The following is a 21,240-nucleotide window of genomic DNA, read 5'->3' on the forward strand; positions in this document are numbered from 1 at the left end:
TCTCAACGACCGACCTTCACCGTATTCCGCATCGCGTCATCTGGCCGCTTAGCCGGCTTATTCAGACGCTGGAACTCCTCGACACTCATCACAACGACAACCGGCCTGCCATGCTTCTCGACCTGAACCGGCGCAGCACGCGCATAGTCCAGAAGCATGCCGAAACTGTTCTTTGCGTCCTTCGCGGACATCGTTCGCATGAGAGCACCGTATCCCTTAAAATAGCTATTTTGGCTATTCCGTGAGTGAATGCAATAGCAATCGATCGCAGTTGGGGATCAGCAACCCACGCTCTTCGAACACACCTTGAAGTGACGTGACGGCATCTCGGCTCGTGCCGCTACATTGCACATCGTGCGGGCAATCACGCCGTAGATAGAGATCGTCGGTTTACCGTCCGGACCTCGCAAAGGCCCATAACGAGATGAAGTTCGGCTGACTGCGCACCTCGCTCATCCGCCTCGATCGAGGCGAGCCAGAACCACGGCAGTCGACACGCGCACTGATGACCTATGTCGGTATCGTCGTCCTCGGGAACGCAGAGGATCTGATGGCAGGTCGCACAGGACACATGAAAGACTCCGCAACGATCGCACTTGCCGACGCTATGGACGAACGCGCGTCGTGTCGGCGTGCCGTTAAGGGCAAGAAGGCCGAGCGAGACCTCCGGATAGCCGTCCCAGAAAACGCGTCCGTTCCTGCACTTCGGGCGAGAGCAGCGAGGCCAAGTTCTCGGATCGAAATCCTCAAGACGGTCGAGCGGCAGCAAGCGAATGCTCACCGCGGTTTGGGCTCGCTTCTCCGCCGCTGGCGTGTGTCCGTAAGGACAAATGAGATAGCCATGGGTTGCGCCTACGTCTTCCATCATCCCCCGGAAGGTCTCTACATCCTTTACATCGATCTTGCGCTTCCGCCGCTTCGCGTCAACGATGATCCGCCGAGTGTTGTCGGTGTCATGTCGCGCTTCGATCAGAACGTCGATCTGTCGCTTGATACCTGTAATGCCCCCCCGAATCGAAGCGTTCGGAGTCACGCAAAACTCCGTCGAAAGCTGGTCCGCCATCAATCGAGCGACCAAGCGCTCGTAGAGTTTCCAGTCTTCCCACACGTCCTTCATCGTGATCGCCCCCCCAAAACGCATACCACCGCCCAGCGGCAAGCATGCTACACTATCCGGAGCGCAGGAGGATACTTTGGAGAGAGTGGAAGAATTCGTAGATGACCGACAGAAGTCGTGGTGCATCCACTGCACGAAATGGCTCACTGAACTCGATACGACCGAGGATCACGTTCCGACGAAGAGCTTGCTGATCAAACCTCGCCCGCATCACCTCCCCATCGTCACAATCTGTCGTGATTGCAACAACGGCTTTTCACGAGACGAGCAGTATGCCGTCACCTTCTTGAGCTGCGTTCTCGCCGGCTCGACTGATCCCGAAAAGCAACGGAGTGCGAGTGCGGCGCGAGCTCTAACCGAAAGCGCGGCCCTGCGCGCAATGATTGATCGGACAAAGAGAGAGTTTCAGACGGCGGGAGGGGAAACGCGCATCGTCTGGCAACCAGACATGGACCGTATCGATCGCGTGGTCCTCAAGAACGCGCGAGGCCATGCTTACTTCGAATACGGCGAGCCGAAGATGGAAGCGCCACTCCGAGTCTGGGCTCGCCCGTTGGAAAGCATGTCGGAATACGAACGCGAGGATTTCGAAGGGCTAGGCGCCGCGGGCGGCCCGGCCGCGTGGCCCGAGGTGGGCAGTCGGATGATGACACGCATTGCCACTGGCTTGGACATGGATCGAAACTGGATCGTCGTGCAAGACGGCACCTATCGTTACACGGTGGACGATAGCCAAGGCCTGCGGGTTAGGTCGGTTATATGGGAATACCTTGCGACGGAGGTCCATTGGGAGCACTAAGGGTTTGATAAACGCCGAGCGACAGCCTTCCAGGGATGAGGAGCAGCGGAAGTCCCAGCCATTGATGGAGCCGCGCCATATTCCGAAAGCCAACCGGCATTTCGCAAGCTGACACCCTCCATCACCTGAGAGCGCACGCAGCGGAACGAGAAGGATTCGAGCTCCTCTTAATGGAGGGCTATAGCGTAGACATAGTTCTCATCATCACCCGGTGCGGCGCGCCAATAAAAATCAACAACTTAGTTGAAAGTGCTGTCTCGTAAAAATTGCCAGTGTCACCGAAGTGTCACCGCAAGAATGGCAATTTCAGACTGACAGAGGCTTGGTCTACCACGGCCTGCCATCTCGCCCCTGCCGACCACGCCTGACCTTCAAGGAATCACAATCCATCGAGATTCGCGTCCAGTTGAGCGAGGATCGCGTCGAGCGAAGGCCGATCCCTGTAGTAGAGGGCGCGGGTTCGCTCATAGGCATCAGCATAGATCTGTCGGGTCGCGGGGTCGCTGAGACGAAAGGCTTCGTTCCGCCGCAGGTTCGGCTCATCCCCGCCTCGGAATCGATCGGCCTTGTGTGCCCGGTATTCCGGGGTGCCGATGAAAGCCCGGACGCCTTCGTCCTCCAGGAGACAGGAGACGTCGTAGTCGTGACGCATGAAGTTGACGGGCATCTCTCCGGAAGCCTGCTGCTGCCGGAACTTGGTGGAAAGGGTCTGGAGCTTTTCGACAAGAGTGTAGCCGGGCTCATAGCAGAGAACATCGATGGCGCGGTTAGCGTCGGACACGACGCACGGCACGAGCGCGGTCTTGTTGAGGCGCTTCTGCTTCACAAGCAGTTCCAGCGCCCGATAGCGCCTGCCGCCCGCAGGAACCTCGAACATGCCGGTTTCCGCGCCTTCGGCGTCGACGACGGGACGGACTTGCAGCGACTGAATGAGGCCAAGTCGGGCGATAGATTCGGCCAGTTCTTCGATCGAGACGCCGGATTTCACGCGCCTGACGTTCGCCTGGCTGAGCACCAACTTGTTGAAGGGGATGTCGCGCGAGGACGACAGGGTGATTTTCTGAATGGCGGTTGCCATGTTCCTTACTCCGCGACGGACGCGGTCACCTGACCATTGGCGATGTCGAGCGCCGCGAATAGGGGCGTCGTGCCATGTCGGATGTAGTCGTGGGTGACGCCCTCGGCGTACCCCAACCCCAACGGCAGGATCGGCTGGGTTCGTTCGAGCGCCTGGATCTGGGTCTTCTCACCGATGCACAGCACGATGGCGTTGTCGGGAGGGTTGAGGTAGAGGCCAACGATATCACGCACCTTGTCGACGAAGGCGGGATCGGTGGAAAGCTTGAAGCTCTTCGAACGATGCGGCTGCACACCGAAGAGAGCGAGAATACGGGCGACCGCCGTCTTGGAGAGGCCGGTCTTGGAGAGGCCGATCTTGGAGGGGGCCGGTCTTGGAGAGGCCGGTCTCGGCGGCGGCGGATCGGACCGTCCAGTGCGTGCCCTCGGTCGGCTTCTTCTCGAGTACCGTGCGTAGGCGGGCGTGCCGGGCAGATTGTTCTTCACGCGATGGCGTGACGATGTCGTCCCTTCAATCGCCCGTTGCTGGCCGGGGTCGACGATAAGGGCATAGCTCCCTTGGGTGGTGTCAGGCAGATCTAGCCGGGCATCGAGCAGCCATTCGTACAGGAACCAGATCCGCCGTGCGTGAGAGCCGGTTGGCGCTGCACGGACAAGCGCCGCAATCGGCTCCGGCCCCGTGGCCAGGAACAGTCTCTTCAGAACGGCGATATCGAGCCCTTCATAGCGAAGCGCGAAGGTGAGATGACCGCCGAGGCTAGCGTCGGGCCGGTGGCGCGGTGTATAGAGCCTCCATCCGTCGCCCTCGTAAACCTTGTGCCGCGGGCAAGAAGTCTTCCGCGCAGATCAGGTCATCATCGAGCAGACTATGCTCACGCCCGGCGGCCGTCCGGCCTATCTCGTGTACGGTTTCCTGCTGGTCATCTATTTCGTGCTGTGCTGGCTGATCTCTCTCGTCAGGCGTCGCCGCGAGCAACACTTCACGCGGCATTTGACACGAGCCGATGAAGGTTCCCCTCTACCGCGGGCTATGACACAAGTCGTGCCTACCTAATGTCCGCGGCAATGAGGCTCCTTGCCACTCAAGGGGCTCGACATCCACGGCCTTCTGCTCGACACGCTCTGCCAAGGACCGGGCCTTGAGCCCTCGCTCTCCCGCCAAATGCCGGCTGCGATTGCTGGCGCGCGGGCGAGAGCGATCCCGTGAACGAGAGCGATCCCGCGCGACCGAGGCCTGAACGGCCTCAGTGTCCGCCGAGATAGGCTGCTATGAGTTTAGGATCGTGAATCAACGAGCTCGCCGAGCCTTCCTGGATGACTTCCCCGGTCTCCAGCACATAGCCGTAATCCGCGGTCTCTAGCGCAGCACGCGCATTCTGCTCGACCAGCAAGACGGAGACGCCAAGCTCGCGCAGCGATGCGATCGTCCGGAAGATCTCGCGCACGATCAGCGGTGCCAGGCCCAGGCTCGGCTCGTCAAGGATGAGCAGCTTCGGCTTGGCCATCAGGGCTCGGCCCAGCGCCAGCATCTGACGCTCACCGCCCGACAGCGTGCCGGCCTTTTGACGCCGGCGCTCCAGCAGCCGCGGGAAGCGCTGGTAGACTTGCTGCAAGGCCGCATCGACGCCGGAGCGGTCCTTCAGGCTGTACGAGCCGAGGATCAGATTGTCGGCGACGGACATGTCGGCGAACAGCTCGCGCCTTTCCGGTACGAGACAGATGCCACGCTCGACGCGCTCCTCGACCTCGAGCCCGTTGAGCCTGGAGCCCTCGAAGATCACCTCCCCCGCCAACGGCAGAAGCCCCATGGTCGCCAGCATCATCGTTGTCTTGCCGGCTCCGTTCGGCCCGATCACCGAGACGATCTGGCCTGCCTCGACGTCCAGTGAGACGTCGCGCACGGCCTCCACCTTGTCGTAGGAAACACTGACGTTGCGGAGGGATAGCAGCGCCATCAGACCGTGCTCCCCAAATAGGCTTCCTGCACGCGGGCATCGTTGCGGATCGCCGCCGGATCGCCCTCGCAGAGCTTGGTGCCGAAATCCATGACGACGATGCGGTCGACGAGGTTCATGACGAATTCCATGTCGTGCTCAACCAGCAGGATGGTGACATGCTCGCGGCGCAGATTAGCGAGAAGCTCGGCGAGCTTCTGCTTTTCGTTGCGGCGCAGGCCGGCTGCAGGCTCGTCGAGGACAAGCAGCAACGGATCGGCGGCCAATGCACGGGCAATCTCCAGCAGCCGCTGGTTGCCGAGCGGAAGGTTGCCGGCGAGTTCGAAAGGATGATCGCCGAGGCCGATTCGCTCCAGTTGCCGCATCGCCTCGGCGCGGGCGCTCGCCTCCTCCTGCCGCTCCAGCCGGAGGGCGCCGGAGATGAGACCGGCCTTGGTCCGCGTATAAGTGCCGAGCAGGACGTTGTCGAGCAGCGTCATGCGCGGCCGCAGCTTCACATGCTGGAAGGTACGGGCGATGCCGGCACGCGCGATCTTCGCTTGCGAGAGCCGCTCGATGCTGCGGCCGGCGAAGACGATCTTGCCACTGTTGCAGGCAAGCGCGCCCGTCAGCAGGTTGAACATCGTGCTCTTGCCGGCGCCGTTGGGGCCGATCAGCCCCAGAATCTCGCCGGCGCGGACCTCGAACGAGACCTTGTTGACGGCGATGAGCCCGCCGAAGCGTCGCTCGGCGCCTTCGACCTGCAGCAGAACCTCGCCCGGCGCCGGCTGGTTGCGCAGCGGCAGGGGCGGCGCAGGCTCCGGGCGCTTCGGCTGTGGCTGAGGCAGGAAACGCGAGAGGAACGGCACGATGCCCTGCCGCGCACGCTGCAGGAACAAGATGAAGATGCTGGCGAAGACGACGATCTCGAGCTGGCCCGAGGCACCCTTGGCGATCACAGGCAGATAGTCCTGCACCGCATTCTTCAGGAAGATGATCACCGCCGCGCCGACGATGCCGCCGAGCAGGCTGGTCGCACCGCCGATCATCGCCATCATCAGGTACTCGATGCCGGCCAGCGGCTCGAATGGTGTCGGGCTGATGAAGCGGCTGAGATGGGCGTAGAGCCACCCCGACAGTGCCGCGAGGAAGGCGGCGATGACGAAAGCGGTGAGATTGACCCAATAAGCGCTGACGCCGAGGCTTTCGACCAGCGTCTTGCCACCGCGCATGGTGCGCATGGCCCGGCCGAGGCGCGAGTTCAGCAGGTTGTTCAGCAGGATCAGCACGGCCACCACGAACGCCCAGATCAGGTAGTAGATCTGCCAGCCCTCGCTCAGCGCATAGGAGCCGATCGAGATCGGCGGGATGTTGGACAGGCCGTTGAAGCCGCCGAGCCCGTCGATATTGCCGAACAGGAAGCCGATCGACAGCCCCCAGGCGATGGTGCTGAGCGAGAGGAAATGCCCTTGCAGGCGCAGCGTCGCCAGTCCGAGCACGGCCGCGACGGTGCAGGTGAGAACGATCGCCAGGACCAGGCCGAGCCAGGGCGACTGGCCGTTGATCGCCGAGACCCATGCCGTGGCATAGGCGGCAATGCCGATGAAGGCGGCCTGGCCGAAGGAGATGATGCCGACGATGCCTGTAAGCAGGACGAGGCCGACGGCAACGAGCGAGTAGATGCCGACATAGTTCAGCAGCGTGATCGAGAACGGGCTGAGCAGGAAAGGCGCGGCGGCGAGCGCCAGCACGGCCACGATCTTCACGGTGGCAAGCTGGGCGCGAGTCATTCCTCGACCTCTTCTTCGATATGCGGCGACACGATCGAGCGCCAGATCAGGATCGGGATGAGCAGGGAGAAGACGATCACCTCCTTCAGCGCGCTGCTTTCGAAGGAGGCGAAGCTTTCCAGCACGCCGACGAAGACGGCGCCGATAGCGGTGCCAGGATAGCTGGCCAGCCCGCCGATGATCGCGCCGACGAAGGCCTTGAGGCCGAGCAGGAAGCCTGAGTCGTAGAAGATGGTGTTGACCGGCGCGACCAGAATGCCGGAGACGCCGGCCATCAGCGAACCGACGAGATAGGCGATGGTGCCCGACCTGGCCGGGCGGATGCCCATCAGCCGCGCACCGGTGCGGTTCACCGCCGTGGCACGCAAGGCCTTGCCGGTCAGGGTGAAGCCGAAGAACAGATAGAGCAGCCCGCTGAACACGATCGAGGCGATCACGATCAGCAGCGTCTGGCCATTGACGTGGACGCCGAGCACCTCGAAGGCGGAATCCGTCAGCGGTTGGGTGCGCACCCCCTCCGGCCCGAAGAAGAGCAGGCCGAGCCCAACCAGCGCGAAATGCAGCGCCATCGAGACGATCAGCAGGAGGAGCACACTCGCATCCGCGATCGGCCGGAAGACGATCCGGTCGAGCAGCGGCGAGATCGGCATGACAAGCAGCAGCGCCAGCACGATGCGGACCGGCATGGACGGCGCCAGCGGCAAGGCCAACCGCACGAACAAGGCGACCAGCACTGGCAGCAGCAGATAGAAGGCCAGCGCCTTCGGGATATGACGCCCCCTCCCGCTCCGGCCGAGCGACCAGCACTCGGCCAGCGAGGCCAGCACTGCAAGCACCAGGACGAGGCCGACCGTTCCCGGGAGATGCCCGGTTTCGAGAGCCGCTAGGGTCAGCGCCGTGAAGGCCGCGATGTCACCGAAGGGAATGAACATCACGCGGGTGACCGTAAAGATCAGTACCGTCCCGACTGCAACCAGAACATAGATGGCGCCGGTCGCTATTCCGTCGATGGCGAGAATCGCCGCGATATCGCTCGTCATGCCGATGGTTCTCTATCCTCTCCTGGCCGCGCCTCAGGGTGCGTAGGTCCAGGTCCCGTTCTTCAGCTGAACCATCACGAGGCTCCGCTCGTCGACGCCGTGGGTCGCGCCCGGCTTGAAGTTGTAGACGGCATGGACGCCCGGGACTTCCTTGGTCGAGAGCAAGGCGTTGCGCAGCTCGGTGCGAAATTCGGGTGAACCCGGCTGCGCGGATTTGAGCGCGCGCGGCACCGCATCGAGCATCACGAGCCAGGCGTCGAACGAGTAACCCGAGAAGCCGTCGGTCGACGGGACCGCGTTGGCTTTCAGGAACGCTTCCCGGAAGGCGGCAGAAAGAGCCTTGGAGAAGTGGCCGTCCGGGAGCTGATCGGCGACGATGACCGGACCGGTCGAGACCAGGATGCCTTCGGCTGCCTTGCCACCGACGCGCACGAAATCGGGATTGACCAGGGCCGTCGTGCCGTAGATCTTGCCCTTGTACCCACGCTCAGCCAGCGCCAGCAGCGGCAGCGCGCCCTGTGTCGCCGAGCCGCCGTCAAGGACGCCATCCGGACGGGCGGCGGCGACCTTGAGGATCTGGCCCGTGACGGAGGTGTCGGTGCGGGCATAGCGCTCATTGGTGACGACCTCGATGTCACCGCGGCTTTCGGCAGCCTTGGCGCCATTGTAGACGAGATCGCCCCAAGCATCGGAGAAGCCGATATAGCCGACCTTCTTGACGCCGTCGCGCTTCATGCGATCGGCCACCACCTTGACCAGGAGCGGTGCCGGCTGCGGGATCGCGATCGCCCATTGATTGTTCGGGTCGGCCGTCGGCTGGATCGGCGAGATGGCGATGAACGGCACCTTCAGCTCGCTGGCGACGGCCGCCATCGCGATGGTCGAGGGCGCGGTCGCGGTGCCGATCAGGATATCGACCTTCTCCTCCTCCGCGAGCTTGCGCGCGTTGCGGGTGGCGGCGGACGGATCGGAGGCGTCGTCAAGCTGGATCAGCTTGATCTTCTGGCCCGCGACTTCGCTGCGATAGGCGAAGGCCGCGGCGATGCCGCGTCCATAGGGAATGCCGATCGAAGAACCTGCCCCGCTCAGCGAGGTGACGAAGCCGACGGTGATGTCGGCGCGGGCGACGGACGTCATCGCTGCGAGCGCAGCGAGCGAAATACAGACCTTGCCAAAGCGTGACATCTTTATTTCCCCTCACCTGTTTTACATTGATTATCGAAGATCAATAGCAGTATTGAATCAACCTGTCATCGCAGATCTCTTGTTTCCGGAATGCATCTCTCATGCCGAAAACTGACCCCATCATTGAACGCAACTTCATCGGCGTCGGATATGGCCGCATGCACGCCGCGACGTGCGGCGCAGGCTTTCCCGTCCTGCTGCTCCACCAGACCCCGCGCTCCTGGGACGAGTATCGCGACGTCCTGCCACTGATCGGCGGGCACCGGCGCGCCATCGCCATCGACACGCCGGGCTTCGGCGATTCCGAGCCGCTGCCGGGCATACCCACGATCGAGGGCTGGGCAGCGGCTGCCTTTGAGCTGCTGAGCGCCCTGGCTGTCGAGCGTTTCGCCGTCGTGGGGCATCACACCGGCGCCGCGATCGCAGCCGAGATCGCCGCTCGCGCGCCGGATCGCGTCGCGGCGGCCGTGCTCTCGGCCTGCCCCTTCGTCGACGCCGCCCGCCGCGAGCGCCATGCGAACCAGCGCGTCATCGACGACGTGACCGAGCGCGCCGACGGCAGTCATCTCGCCGAGCTCTGGAACCGTCGCCGCCCGTTCTATCCTGAAAACGACACCGAGCTGCTGCGCCGCTTCATGGCCGACGCGCTGCGCAGCGGACCGTTGGCGGTGGAAGGCCACCGCGTCGTCAATCGCTACCGCATGGAAGACCGGCTCGGCCTGATCGCCTGCCCCACCTTGGTGCTGGTACCCGAGAATGACCCGAATGCCCGATCCGGCAATGCGGTCGCAGCCGCGATCTGCGGCAGCGTGATGCGCAGCATCCCTGGTGCGCAGGTGCCCTTCCCCGACCAGATGCCGGCGATCTTCGCCGAGCAAGTCGATGGCTTCCTGCGCGACCATGGCTGCTGATCCCGGGAATGGGATGCGTTCCGCAGACAAAGTGAGCCTCGCCACGATCGTCTTCTCCGTTCCCCCGCGCCTCACCTCGCCGCGGAGAGAGCGGCGGGGAGCAATTATTTAATGTCCTAAATATCTTTCGAAAATCCGTCAACCGTCATAACGCGGACTTTCCGTATTTCTCAGCTGACGAAAGCTGGCAGAATCCCAAGAGATCGCGGCAGAACGCGCCGGATCGGTGCGGCCAAACCGAACATATGGGGAGAGCGTCGCCCATCGCATCGCCGCTACTCGCGCTTGACCGAACGATTCTTCGTGCTTTAATTAATTCGGGCACGAGCGATGATGCCCACACCCCGAGGGATCTCGCGGCTCATGAAGATTTTCTGGCAAAGCTTCGTCGATGCAAGCCTGAACGCGGCCTATCTCATCAAGCTTTCCTCCTATCTGAACGAGATTGCGGCGCCGGACACAAGCGTCCATGTCGCCGGGCTGACGCCACCCGACCGGGATTTCGGCCGGCTCAGCGAATTGCGCTGTGCCGTCGCAGCGATCGACAACGGGCTGAAAGCCGAAGATGACGGCTTCGACGCCTATGTCATGGGCCATTTCCAGGACCCCGGGCTCTACGAGCTGCGCTCGGCCCTTCAGATCCCCGTCGTCGGCACCGGCGAGGCGACATTGCTCGCGGCCTCCCAACTCGGCCGCCGCCTTGGGCTGGTGACGATCGACAAAGTGTTTGCGACCTATCACTACGAGCAGGCCGATCGCTACGGCCTCGGCAGCCGCATCGGCGGCATCGTGGGGCTCGGCTGCAAGCCGGAGGATTTCTCAGAGGCCTTCGCCGGCAACGAGAGTGCCAGACTGAGCATGCTCGCCGATTTCACCGTCTGCGCCCAGCCCCTGATCGAGGCGGGCTGCGACGTGCTGGTGCCGGCAGGCGTCCTGCCCGGCCTGCTGCTCTGCTCCGAGCACAATCTCAGGGTCGCCCATGCGCCGGTGGTGAATTGCGCCGCCGTAGCGCTGAAATCGGCCGAGATGTGGGTCCAGCTCCAGCGCCTCAACGGTACGCAGCCGAGCAGAGGCCCGAGCTTCGCGCTGGCCAGCCGGCGCGCGCGTGACGATTTCAGCCGCCTCGCCCGACATGGCGGCACCTCCATCACAGCAGCATCGAGCGAGGACCGCCCATGACCACCGTTCCCGACAAGATCCTCTTCGAGGCCGAGATGACAGCGACCGGCGGCCGCGAAGGCACGGCGAGCAGCCCCGACGGCGCTTTCGCCCTGACGTTGTCGCTGCCGAAGGCACTCGGCGGACCGGGTGGCGAGGGGACTAATCCCGAGCAGCTCTTCGCAGCCGGCTATGCCGCCTGCTTCCTGGGGGCGGTCAAGCTCGTCGCCCGCACCAGCAAAGTGCCGCTGACGGACGATGCCAGCGTGACCGCCCGGATCGGCATGGGCCCAATCGCCACCGGCTATGCGCTCGCGGTCGAGCTCAAGGTCTCCTTGCCCGGCGTCGAGCGGACTCTGGCGCAGAAGATCGTCGAAGGCGCGCATCAGCGCTGCCCCTATTCCAACGCGACGCGCGGCAATGTCCCCGTCGTACTGACGGTCGTCTGAGATGAGCGAAGCGGCAAGGCTGCGCCGCCCCTACGACGGCGTGGTGGTCGCGGCGCCGGTGACGATCCCCTATGAGCGCTACTCGCTCGAGAGCGCGCAATGGTGGATCGGCCGGGCTCTGAAGGCACTCGTCGAGACCTCAAGGCTCGACAAGCGCGCGATCGACGGGCTCGTGGTGTCGAGTTTCACGCTCCAGCCGGATTCCGCCGTCGCGCTGACCCAGCATTTCGGGCTGAGCACGCGCTGGCTCGACACGATCCCCCTCGGCGGCGTCAGCGGCATCGCCGGCCTGCGCAAGGCGGCGCGCGCCGTCCAGGCCGGTGATGCCGATGTCGTCGCCTGCATCGCCGGCGACACCAACCAGGTCGACACCTTCCGCCGGACGCTGGAGAATTTCTCACGCTTCGCCCAGGATGCCGCTTACCCCTATGGCGCCGGCGGCGCCAATGCCAGCTTCGCCCTGATCGCCCGGCACTACATGACGCGCTTCGGCGCGACGCGGGAGGATTTCGGCCGGATCGCCGTCTCGCAACGGGCGAATGCGCTGCGCAATCCGCATGCCTTGATGAAGACGCCGCTCACTCTGGAGCAGTATATGGCGGCGCGGCCGATCTCCGACCCGATCCATCTGTTCGACTGCGTGATGCCCTGCGCCGGCGCCGAGGCCTTCCTGGTCATGCGCGAGGACATCGCGGCCTCGCTCAACCTGCCGGCGGCCCGGATCGCCGGCACGATCGAGCGCCACAACGCCTTCGCCGAGGACGTCGTCCAGACCCGCGGCGGCTGGGCGATGGACGTCTCCGATCTCTACGGCATGGCCGGCGTACAGCCGGACGACATCGACGTCGTCCTCACCTATGACGATTATCCCTTCGTGGTGATGATGCAGTTCGAGGATCTCGGCTTCTGCGCCAAGGGCGAGGGACCGCGCTTCGTGCGCGAGCACGATTTCACCATCGGCGGCGACTTTCCGCACAACACCTCCGGCGGCCAGCTCTCCGTCGGCCAGGCCGGAGCCGGCGGCGGCTATCTCGGGATGACAGAGGCCCTGCGCCAGGTCCTCGGCATGGCTGGCCCGACCCAGGTCGCAGGCGCGCGCACGGCGCTGGCTTCCGGCTTCGGCATGATCAACTATGACCGCGGGCTGTCTTCCGGCGCCGCGATACTCACGGGACCATCGGCATGACCGAGCCGCTCTCGCCTCCGCTCAAGCGTAGTCCGCTCAATCGAACGCAGCTTCCCTCCCAGCCACCGGCCGCGCGCAGCCGAACCTCGCACGGGTTGACGCGTGCCGCGGCGGAAGGCCGCTTCGCCCTCCAGCGCTGCACCCATTGCGGGGCGTTCTGCTACCCGGCCCGCGACATCTGCCCGCAATGCCTGTCGACGGACCTGCCCTTCGTCGACGCCCCGAACGGCGGCAAGCTCGTGTCGGAAACGACAGTGCGCGTGCCGGCGGACGTCTATTTCCGCGAGCGGGCGCCCTGGCGCATCGGCCTGGTCGAGCTGGACTGCGGCCCGATCCTGGTCTCCCATCTCCACGGCGACTGCGTCGCAGGCGAACGGGTGCGCCTCTCGCTGCAACTCGACAAGAGCGGACAGGCGGTCGCCTTCGCCAAGCCGCAAGAGGAGACTCCGGCGATGCAGGACGACCGGCAATGGCGGGAACTGACCGCGGACCCGAAATTCCGGCGCGCCCTGGTGACGAACGGGCGCTCCGCCGTCGGGCTCGCCACCGTCGACGCCCTGGTCAAGGCCGGGGCGCGCATCGTTCATGTCGGCGTGCCTGATCGCTGGAAGCCATTCCCGGAGGAGGAGCGTTTGCGCACTCTCCCCGGCGTCAAGCTCGTCCCGCTCGATCTCGGCGACGAGCGCTCGGTTCGCGACCTCGCGGCCGACATCGCCAGCAAGACCGACATCCTCGTCAACACTGCCGAATTCGTGCGGCCGGGCGGACTCACCGACCGCAAGGGCACCAGCTTCTTTCAGATGGAGCTGGCCGAGACCTATATGGGCCTGGTGCATCTCGCCCAGAGCTTCGGCCCGACCATGCGCATGCGCGGCGCCGACGGCGTCGACAGCGCCGCTGCCTGGGTCAATGTCCTCTCCGTCTATGCGCTGGCGAACTGGCCGCCCTTTGGTGCCCACGCGGCCGCGCAGGCAGGCTGCCTCTCGCTGTCCCACTGCCTGCGCGCCGAATTGCGCAGCGGCGGGGTCAAGGTGATGAACGTCTTCACCGGGCCGATCGACGGCGACTGGTTCCAGACCCTGCCGCCGCCGAAGGTGGCGCCGCGCGCTGTCGCGGAGGCGATCGTCTCCGGCCTGCGCAACGGGCTGGAAGAGGTGTTCGTCGGCGACGTGGCACAGGACGTCCGCCGCCGCCTCGCAGCCAATCCCAAGGCGCTCGAACGCGAACTGAGCTGATCGACGTTACCCCTTCCGACAGGAGCCTCGCCATGGGCGCTTTCGACCTTCTGAGCTTCTCCAGCGCGCTCGCCGACGGCTCGGTGCGGGTGATCGACCTTACCTTCACGCTGAGCCCGGACTTCCCGGTCATCGTGTTGCCGCCCGAATTCGGCCAGGCCTCACCGCTTCGGGTCGAGCAGATCTCGCGCTACGATGCCGCCGGCCCGGCCTGGTACTGGAATAACATCACGCTGAGCGAGCACACCGGCACGCATTTCGACGCGCCGATCCACTGGTTCACCGGCAAGGACCTGCCCAACAACGCAGTCGACACCCTGCCCGTGCGCGACATGATCGCGCCGGCCTGCGTGATCGACTGCTCGGCGCAGGCCGCGGCCGATCCCGATTTCCTCCTCGGCATCGCCGATGTCGAAGCCTGGGAAGCGCGCCATGGCCGCATTCCCGAGCGCAACTGGGTGCTGCTGCGCACGGACTGGTCAAAGCGCCAGGGGCGCGACTACGCCAATCTCGGCGAGGGCGGTCCGCATACGCCGGGGCCCGACGCGGAGGTGATGCGCTGGCTGGTCGAGGAGCGCGGCATCATCGGCTTCGGCACCGAGACGATCGGCACCGACGCCGGCCAGGCTGCGCATCTGCAACCGCCCTTCCCGGCGCACCACTTCCTGCATGGCGGCGGGCGCTATGGGCTGCAGTGCCTGCGCGATCTCGACCAATTGCCGCCGACTGGCGCGATCGTCATCGCGACGCCGCTCAAGATCGTGAACGGCTCCGGCAGCCCGGTCCGCGTGCTGGCGCTGGTCGGCGCGCAGGGGTGAACGCAGCAGGATTCGCTCACAGCCTTGATCGGCCTGGGACCGTGTTGGTCTGACGCGAACCACGCCCTCATTCCGGGGCAGGCAGGAGCCCGGAACCCGGAATTGTCTGTTCGAAAGTTGGTATTGTCGGGGCGTTCCGCGCGAGCGGGATGCTTGCATCGCGCCATCAATGCTTGCGCAGCCCGGCCTTCAGGGCGCGCAGGTCGAGGGCCGTGCCCTCGCTCACGGCCTTGGCGGCGAGCTGCTTGATCTCGCCGCGCGCCAGCTTCCTTGTCGCCGACAGCGGCAGCTCCGTGACGAAGGCCACATAGCCCGGCAGCTTGTGATAGGCGATCAGGGCGGCACTCGCGCGCGCGATCCGCTCGGCGAAGGCGGCCTTGTCCGTGATGTCGTCGGGATCGGCGACGATGAAGGCGAAGACCTCCTCGCCGCGCAACTCGTCGGGCACCGGCGTGACGGCGGTGGCCCGCACACCCTCCTGCCGTTGCAGCACCGACTCGACCTCGAGGACGGCGATGTTCTCGCCGCTGCGGCGCACGATGCTCTTCTTACGGTCGAAGAAATAAAGCAGCCCGTCCTCGCCGGTCCGGACGAAGTCGCCGGTGTGGAACCAGCCGCCCTGCCAGGCCTCCTCGGTCGCGACGGGATCGTCGAGATAGCCGCTGAAGAAGCCGGCGCGCGGCTCCGCGCCGGCCGCCCGGACAAGGAGCTCGCCGGCCTGCCCGGCAGCGACATCGCCACCCTGCTCGTCAACGATCCGGTATTCCATGCCGGCCGCGGGCTCGCCGATGCAGCGCGCACCGAAACCGGACGGAACCCGTGCCGTCGTGGTCGCCGCGGCACCACCGGTCTCGGTCATCGCCCAGGCATCGACGATCCGGATGCCGTAGCGCTCCTCGAAGGCGGCGCGGTGGCGCACGTCTACCCCCGGCGCGAAGGCGAAGCGCACCTTGTGCCGGCGCTCGTCCGGGCTCGGCGGCAGTTGCAGCAGGATGGCGGGGATGACGCCGAGGCAATGGACGACAGTCGCGCCGCTCTCGGCGACGCTCGCCCACCAGCGGCTGGCATGGAAGCGGTCGAGCGGCACGACCGCCCCGCCCTGCGCCATCATGCCGACGGCGCTGCAACCGAGCGCGTTCATATGGAACATCGGCAGGGGCGTGAGATTGACCTCGCCCTCCGGCTGCAAGGCGGCGATGCCGCCCTGGCCGTGATACCATTGCGCGACCTGGAGGAAATAGCGGTTCGAGAGGATGCAGCCCTTCGGCTTGCCGGTGCTGCCCGAGGTGAAGAGCAGAGCGCATTCGGCCGTGAGATCGCCGGCCTGGGCCGTCACCGTCTTGCGGCTATCGGGAATGGCGGCGCCGAGCTCGACCGGCCGGAAAGCGGCGAAATCGGCGCGGCCGGCGAGCGGAGCGATGCGCTCGCCCAGGCCGACGGCAAGATCGGCATCGGCGAGCGTCAGCTGGAAGGCGAGTTCCTCAGGCCGCAGGTCCGGATTGATCGGCACGATCGAGACGCCGAGCGCGTTGAGCGCGAGCCAGTGGACGAAGAACTCCGGACGATTGTCGAGCAGCAGCGCCACCCGCGCGCCACGGCCGTAGCCGGCGCGGGCATAGACCTGCCTCGCCGCCTCGACCTCGCCGGCGATCGTGCCATAGGCGAGGCGGAAGCCGTCGCGGGCATAGGGCAGCCCGGCGCTCGCGGGCGCTATCAGGAAGGGAGCATCCGGCGATCGGAGAGCTGAGCTCCGGAAGGCGTCATGCGGCGACGGAAAGCGGCCAAGAACGTTCATGAAGCTTTCTCCGAACTAGAAGCTCCTCATCTATAAAGCTATCTCGCCGTAAATGCGATAACCGCTTGCAAATTTCCTTCATGCATGAACTAAGTTTATCACGCGTCGCCGGCACCGGCCGCGAGCCTTGTCGTTATCGCAAAGTATGGAGAACCGCATGGGCGATCTCGATCGCAACCTCGTGGAACCGGTCGATGTGGTGAAGCGGTTCCCACCGGCAGAGCGCGTGCTGCCGGTTCTCCTGCGGCGTCAGGCCGAACGCTATGGCGATCGCCGCCTCCTCGTCTTCGGCGATACGGTCTGGAGCTTCGCCGACACCGCCAGGATTGCCGCGGCCTCTGCGCGGACGCTTGCCGATGCCGGCCTGCGTCACGGCGACCGCGTCGCGATCCTGTGCTCGAACCGGCCGGAATTCCTGCGGGTCTATCTCGGCTGCGCGTGGCTCGGCATCATCGCCGTGCCGATCAACCTCGCCTTGCGCGGTGGCCAGCTCGAGCATGTGCTGCGCAATGCCGGCCCGTCGCTCCTCGTCGTCGAGGACGCCTCGATTCCGGCTCTCGACACGATCGACTCGAAGCTCCTGCCTGAAATGGTTTGGATCGTCGGCGATGCTGCGCCGCCGGAAACGCCGGCAGGCTGGTCCGGACTGCCCGAACTCGGCGAGAGCATTGCGCCCGGAGCGGTGCGACCGGGCGACACCGTCGCCATCCTCTACACCTCAGGCACCACGGGACCTGCCAAGGGCGTCTGCTGCCCGCAGGCGCAGATGTTCTGGTGGGGCGTCTATTCGGCCCGCGCGCTCGGCATTCGCGAGGGCGAGACGTTGCTGACGACGCTGCCTTTGTTCCACACCAACGCGCTCAATGCCTTCTACCAGGCGATCCTCAACGGCTGCACCTATGTGCTCGAGCCGAAATTCTCGGCATCGCGTTTCTGGGATTCGATCCGGCGCCACGAGGCGAATGTCGGCTATCTGCTCGGCGCCATGGCGGCGATCCTGCTGGCGCAGCCGGAGCGGCCCGAGGACAGCGAACACAAGCTGCGCGTCGCGCTCGGAGGCGGCGTGCCGGCCCGGTTCCATGACGTCTTCCTCAAGCGCTTCAACGTGCCGTTGCTCGACGGCTACGGCTCGACCGAGACCAATTTCGCCTTCGCCAGCCCAATCCCCTCCGATCATCCGGGGAGCCTGGGCTATCTCGCCGCTGGCATCGAGGCGTTGATCGTCGACGAGAACGACGCGCCGGTCCCCGACGGCGTCTCGGGCGAATTGCTGCTGCGACCCACCGAAGCCTATTCCTTCGCCACGGGCTACTACAACATGCCCGAAAAGACGGTCGAGGCTTGGCGCAATCTCTGGTTCCACTCCGGCGACCGGGTCGTGCGCGAGCCCGGCGGCCATTACCGCTTCATCGACCGCATCAAGGATACGATCCGCCGGCGGGGCGAGAACGTCTCGTCCTGGGATGTCGAGCAGATCCTGCTCGCGCATCCCGCGATCGGCGCCTGCGCTGTCTATCCTCTCCCCTCCGAACTCGGCGAAGACGAGGTCGCGGCGGCCATCCAGTTCGAGCCGGGCGCCACGCTGACGCCCGAGGAGGTCCTGCGCCATTGCGAGGACCGACTAGCCTATTTCGCCCTGCCGCGCTTCCTGACCTTCGTCGAAGCCATGCCGCTGACCGAGAACGGCAAGATCAGCAAGCCGACGCTGCGCGAGAGGGGCCGGCGCCCCGAGACCTGGGATCGCGAAAAATCCGGCTATCAGGTAAAGCGCTGAGGCGCCAGGGTGTGCCCTTGGTGCCCTTGCATGGATCAGACCGCCGACGCCGCAGGCGGCTCAGGCATGCGGCAGCGCTCCCGATAGGCCTCGAACGCCGAACGGAGGTCATCAGGCACCAGCATGGCCTTGTGATCGATCAGCGAGGTCACTACCGTGACGAAGTTCGCGCGCGCGCACTCAATCCCGTTCTTGAAGGCATGAAGGCACAAGGTCACCGAGCTGCGGCCCACCGCGTCGACGACGACGGCGACCTCAAGCGTTTCGCCCATCCGCGCCGGTGTCGCAAAATCGGCCGAGGCGTGGGCATATCCGAGCCCGATCCGGCGCGAGCCGATCAGATCGTAATAGGAGGTGTCAAGCGCCTGCCCGTACCAGTCCTCCAGGACGGTATTGAAGAGGTGGAAATACTGCGGTGTGTAGACGATCCCGGCGGGGTCGCAGTGCCCGAAACGGATCGCCAGCGGACAGCGCCAGATTCCCGGCGGAAGGTTGCTCGCCCGCATGAGGGTGAAGCGTGGCATCGGCCTCACAAATTTGTTAATGCACTAAGTAATTTATATCGACGACTGAAATGGGAGTCGAGCGCGAAACGGAGTCCCATCCAAAAATAGATGGTTCCACTGCGCTCGTTTTTGCGCGATATCAGCAGCAATCGCGATCCGCCTGCGACATGCGGCAGCCGCAAAAGGATAATGCATTGAGCATTCAGGAAGATCTGGACGACTTTCGCCTCGGCGAGCGCGCGGGCGATCAGGACCACCGCGCCGAAGTGCGCCTATGGCTCAGGCTGCTCGCCTGCTCGACTCTGATTGAAGCCGAATTACGCAGGCAGTTCAGGGAGAAGTTCAACTTCACGCTGCCGCGCTTCGACATCCTGGCGCAGCTTGACCGCGAGCCCGGCGGTCTGGTGCAAGGCGAGCTATCAAAGCGCCTGATGGTCTCGCAAGCCAATGTCACACCGATCATCGAGCGCCTGATCGCCGACGGCTTCGTTACCCGCAGCCCCTCCAATCTGGATCGGCGCGTCCAGATCATCTGCCTGACGATCGAAGGGCGGCAGAAATTCCGCCGCATGGCCAAGAAGCACAACGCCTGGCTGGCCGATGCGATGGCTGGATTCCCCGAAGAGGAAATCGACGAGATCGGCAAGAAGCTTGCCTCGCTGAAGCGCGCACTGATCGCCAACAAGAGCGAGCCGCGGCGCTAGAGCAAGTCCGTCTGTTGCGGACTTGGCAACGCTCAAAAATTGACGAGTAAGTTCATCGACTCAGATGGCATCAGACGATTCCATCTAAGCCGAATATGCTCCAGACCTTTGTTTTTACGCATTTTCTTCACGCGAACCGGTGTCCACTTCGCTCGACAATGCTCTAGGGTCTCTCTCATGAGGCCCCTGCTCGGGCGCCATGACGCTCATGCCTCGAAGGCGTGCTCCAGCGTCATGAGCGCGCCGGCCAAGGCTTCGCCGGCCTCGTCGGCGAGCGCGGCTGTGCGCAGCCGGCGCAGCCAGCCGGCGCTGTCGGGCTTGCCGAGAAGGCTTGGTACAGCCGCAAGGACATGATCGAACTTGGCCTCGCCGCGCGCATGAGTGTCGGAGTAGCCCTTCACCAGTCGCCGACAGTGCAGAACCTCGACGGCGAGCGCGTAATCCTGCTCGGCGGTGCGGGTGGCAAGCGCCAACCATGCCTCGATATGCTGCATCTCACGCGCATGGCGCAGCAGCAGACGGCGTGCCGGGCGCAGGGCAGCGACGCAGTTGAGGGACAAGAACCAGCCGACATGCCCGGTCTTCACCCGGCGGCCGCGATTGACCGCACGGTCGAGCAGGCGAACGAGGCCGGGCTTGCGTTCGAACCAGAGGCCGAGTCCTTTCGGCATGGTGCCGATGACCTCCTCCATGCGCGGGTGCATGAATTCGGTCATGTAGAGCAATTGGTCGTCTCGCTTGCCGATCTCCTTGTCGATGCGCTCGAAACGTGACGCCCGTGTCTTGAGATCGGCGACGCGGATGACATCGTCATAGGCCATGGCGACGGCGAGATACTTTGCGGCGGCATCGGTGAAGGCATGGCCCGCAGCTTCCCCGCCCTGACGGCGGTCGAGCGCCAGCAGATCACGCATCCGATCGAGATATTCGCCGGCATAGGCGACGTCCTGATAGTCCGTCAGGCGCTTGACGCCGGCGAACAGCATCGGCCGCAGGGTCTCCGGAAACTCGCCGTGAATACGCACCAGCAATCCATCGAGCTGCGGCACCCCGACACTCGTCGGGACCGGCGGCGGGGCTTCCGCGTCAGGCGCAGGCGCGGTCTCGGCCGGACGCGACGCCCGCTCGAAGCCGGCTCCGAAGGCGCGCAGACTGGGCTCGACACCCTTGCCGCCCTCGCGGATGGCAGCTTCGAAGGTCTCGCGCGGGAACGGCAGCACGCCGGACCCGGCCAGTGCGCCGAACATCACGGCCGAGATCACGCTGCCGTTCCGCTCCGCCAGCGCCTGCATATCGAACTGAATTGCGTGGCGCGCGGCGAAATCAGAAGCTTCGAAGACCGGCTCGGAGGATGCGATGCCGTCGCCAGGCTTTCCCTTCTCGCTCACTGCCAGGCTGCGATGGGTCGAGGCGATCAGCGTCGTGCGGTCCGGCGTGATGAAGCCCCGCAGCATGGCGCGGCCGGCTTCCATGAATTCGGCGGCAGCCACGACATCGACATCGCCCGGCGTCGGCATCAGCGAGAGCACGGGATGGCGGCCGTCGCGCGGCGGCAGCATTTCGACATAATAGATCGTCGCACCGGTCCGCTGGGCCACACCCGGCACGGAGGTCGATTGCGCGATCCAGCCGGCGTGTTCGGCTGCGGCAACGATCCAGTCGGTCAGGACGCCGCCGCCTTGGCCGCCCATGGCGAGTATGGCGATCGACAGGGGGCGGTCGAAGGTTGCCGGACCGACAGGGGTTAGGGGCATCACGGCAT

19 protein-coding genes and 1 pseudogene are annotated in these 21,240 nt (G+C 64.9%); 9 read left to right on the forward strand and 11 right to left on the reverse strand.

Features of this window, described 5'->3' with window-relative positions:
* Positions 1–2: 2 nt before the first annotated feature.
* Positions 3–200 (reverse strand): type II toxin-antitoxin system Phd/YefM family antitoxin, encoded by a 198-nt coding sequence (locus C7450_RS02015; RefSeq protein WP_110372698.1) that lies wholly within the window; start codon positions 198–200, stop codon positions 3–5.
* 164 nt (positions 201–364) lie between these two features.
* Entirely contained in the window at positions 365–1,117 is a 753-nt protein-coding gene (locus C7450_RS02020; protein ID WP_170147002.1) for a restriction endonuclease, read from the reverse strand.
* Positions 1,118–1,202: 85 nt separating this feature from the next.
* On the opposite strand from C7450_RS02020, the gene C7450_RS33430 reads away from it, so the two are divergent.
* A complete protein-coding gene (locus tag C7450_RS33430) occupies positions 1,203–1,916 on the forward strand; it encodes an HNH endonuclease (RefSeq protein WP_146227236.1) in 714 nt (237 codons plus the stop codon).
* Positions 1,917–2,295: 379 nt separating this feature from the next.
* Here the strand turns inward: C7450_RS33430 and C7450_RS02030 are convergent, their stop codons facing one another.
* The 6 genes and pseudogenes from C7450_RS02030 to C7450_RS02065 form a co-directional block, all read right to left on the reverse strand.
* Positions 2,296–2,994: a nucleotidyl transferase AbiEii/AbiGii toxin family protein gene (locus tag C7450_RS02030; protein WP_110372701.1), complete on the reverse strand. Its 699-nt coding sequence runs from the start codon at positions 2,992–2,994 to the stop codon at positions 2,296–2,298.
* Positions 2,995–3,020: 26 nt separating this feature from the next.
* Positions 3,021–3,450, reverse strand: a pseudogene (locus tag C7450_RS35050) (transposase); the annotation flags it as partial.
* Positions 3,451–4,237: 787 nt separating this feature from the next.
* Positions 4,238–4,948 carry an ABC transporter ATP-binding protein gene (locus C7450_RS02050; protein WP_425351129.1) on the reverse strand — a complete coding sequence of 237 codons (711 nt, stop codon included), beginning with the start codon at positions 4,946–4,948 and terminating at the stop codon, positions 4,238–4,240.
* A complete protein-coding gene (locus tag C7450_RS02055) occupies positions 4,948–6,717 on the reverse strand; it encodes a branched-chain amino acid ABC transporter ATP-binding protein/permease (RefSeq protein ID WP_110372704.1) in 1,770 nt (589 codons plus the stop codon). The genes C7450_RS02050 and C7450_RS02055 overlap by 1 nt, the downstream gene beginning before the upstream one ends.
* Positions 6,714–7,757 (reverse strand): branched-chain amino acid ABC transporter permease, encoded by a 1,044-nt coding sequence (locus tag C7450_RS02060; RefSeq protein ID WP_110372705.1) that lies wholly within the window; start codon positions 7,755–7,757, stop codon positions 6,714–6,716. Before C7450_RS02060 ends, C7450_RS02055 begins: the two co-directional genes overlap by 4 nt.
* A gap of 33 nt (positions 7,758–7,790) precedes the next feature.
* Positions 7,791–8,942 carry an ABC transporter substrate-binding protein gene (locus C7450_RS02065; protein WP_210206341.1) on the reverse strand — a complete coding sequence of 384 codons (1,152 nt, stop codon included), beginning with the start codon at positions 8,940–8,942 and terminating at the stop codon, positions 7,791–7,793.
* 101 nt (positions 8,943–9,043) lie between these two features.
* Between C7450_RS02065 and C7450_RS02070 the strand changes: the two genes are divergently transcribed.
* The 6 genes from C7450_RS02070 to C7450_RS02095 all read left to right on the forward strand — a co-directional run bounded on the left by C7450_RS02070 (position 9,044) and on the right by C7450_RS02095 (position 14,699).
* Complete coding sequence (locus C7450_RS02070) at positions 9,044–9,853, forward strand: alpha/beta fold hydrolase (RefSeq protein WP_110372706.1); 810 nt, start codon at positions 9,044–9,046, stop codon at positions 9,851–9,853.
* A 363-nt stretch (positions 9,854–10,216) separates the two neighbouring features.
* Positions 10,217–11,032, forward strand: a complete 816-nt coding sequence (locus tag C7450_RS02075) for an aspartate/glutamate racemase family protein (protein ID WP_110372707.1) — start codon at positions 10,217–10,219, stop codon at positions 11,030–11,032.
* Positions 11,029–11,460 carry an organic hydroperoxide resistance protein gene (locus C7450_RS02080; RefSeq protein WP_110372708.1) on the forward strand — a complete coding sequence of 144 codons (432 nt, stop codon included), beginning with the start codon at positions 11,029–11,031 and terminating at the stop codon, positions 11,458–11,460. The genes C7450_RS02075 and C7450_RS02080 overlap by 4 nt, the downstream gene beginning before the upstream one ends.
* A 1-nt stretch (position 11,461) precedes the next feature.
* Positions 11,462–12,646, forward strand: coding sequence for a thiolase family protein (locus C7450_RS02085; protein WP_110372709.1), 1,185 nt, complete (start codon positions 11,462–11,464; stop codon positions 12,644–12,646).
* A complete protein-coding gene (locus C7450_RS02090) occupies positions 12,643–13,881 on the forward strand; it encodes an SDR family NAD(P)-dependent oxidoreductase (protein ID WP_110372710.1) in 1,239 nt (412 codons plus the stop codon). The genes C7450_RS02085 and C7450_RS02090 overlap by 4 nt, the downstream gene beginning before the upstream one ends.
* Before the next feature lie 32 nt (positions 13,882–13,913).
* Positions 13,914–14,699, forward strand: a complete 786-nt coding sequence (locus C7450_RS02095) for a cyclase family protein (RefSeq protein ID WP_110372711.1) — start codon at positions 13,914–13,916, stop codon at positions 14,697–14,699.
* Between the two features lie 166 nt (positions 14,700–14,865).
* On the opposite strand, the gene C7450_RS02100 is transcribed toward C7450_RS02095, so the two are convergent.
* Positions 14,866–16,494: an AMP-binding protein gene (locus C7450_RS02100; protein WP_110372712.1), complete on the reverse strand. Its 1,629-nt coding sequence runs from the start codon at positions 16,492–16,494 to the stop codon at positions 14,866–14,868.
* A gap of 157 nt (positions 16,495–16,651) precedes the next feature.
* Here C7450_RS02100 and C7450_RS02105 point away from each other — a divergent pair, with 157 nt between their 5' ends.
* Positions 16,652–18,268, forward strand: a complete 1,617-nt coding sequence (locus tag C7450_RS02105) for an ATP-dependent acyl-CoA ligase (RefSeq protein ID WP_245449428.1) — start codon at positions 16,652–16,654, stop codon at positions 18,266–18,268.
* 35 nt (positions 18,269–18,303) lie between these two features.
* Here C7450_RS02105 and C7450_RS02110 read toward each other — a convergent pair whose 3' ends face one another.
* Positions 18,304–18,792: an acyl-CoA thioesterase gene (locus C7450_RS02110; protein WP_110372714.1), complete on the reverse strand. Its 489-nt coding sequence runs from the start codon at positions 18,790–18,792 to the stop codon at positions 18,304–18,306.
* 50 nt (positions 18,793–18,842) lie between these two features.
* Here C7450_RS02110 and C7450_RS02115 point away from each other — a divergent pair, with 50 nt between their 5' ends.
* Positions 18,843–19,478 carry a MarR family winged helix-turn-helix transcriptional regulator gene (locus tag C7450_RS02115; protein ID WP_245449429.1) on the forward strand — a complete coding sequence of 212 codons (636 nt, stop codon included), beginning with the start codon at positions 18,843–18,845 and terminating at the stop codon, positions 19,476–19,478.
* Between the two features lie 206 nt (positions 19,479–19,684).
* Here the strand turns inward: C7450_RS02115 and C7450_RS02120 are convergent, their stop codons facing one another.
* Positions 19,685–21,232, reverse strand: coding sequence for an indolepyruvate oxidoreductase subunit beta family protein (locus tag C7450_RS02120; protein ID WP_110372716.1), 1,548 nt, complete (start codon positions 21,230–21,232; stop codon positions 19,685–19,687).
* Positions 21,233–21,240 lie beyond the last annotated feature (8 nt).

It is taken from the genome of Chelatococcus asaccharovorans, assembly GCF_003201475.1.
Taxonomy (GTDB): domain Bacteria; phylum Pseudomonadota; class Alphaproteobacteria; order Rhizobiales; family Beijerinckiaceae; genus Chelatococcus; species Chelatococcus asaccharovorans.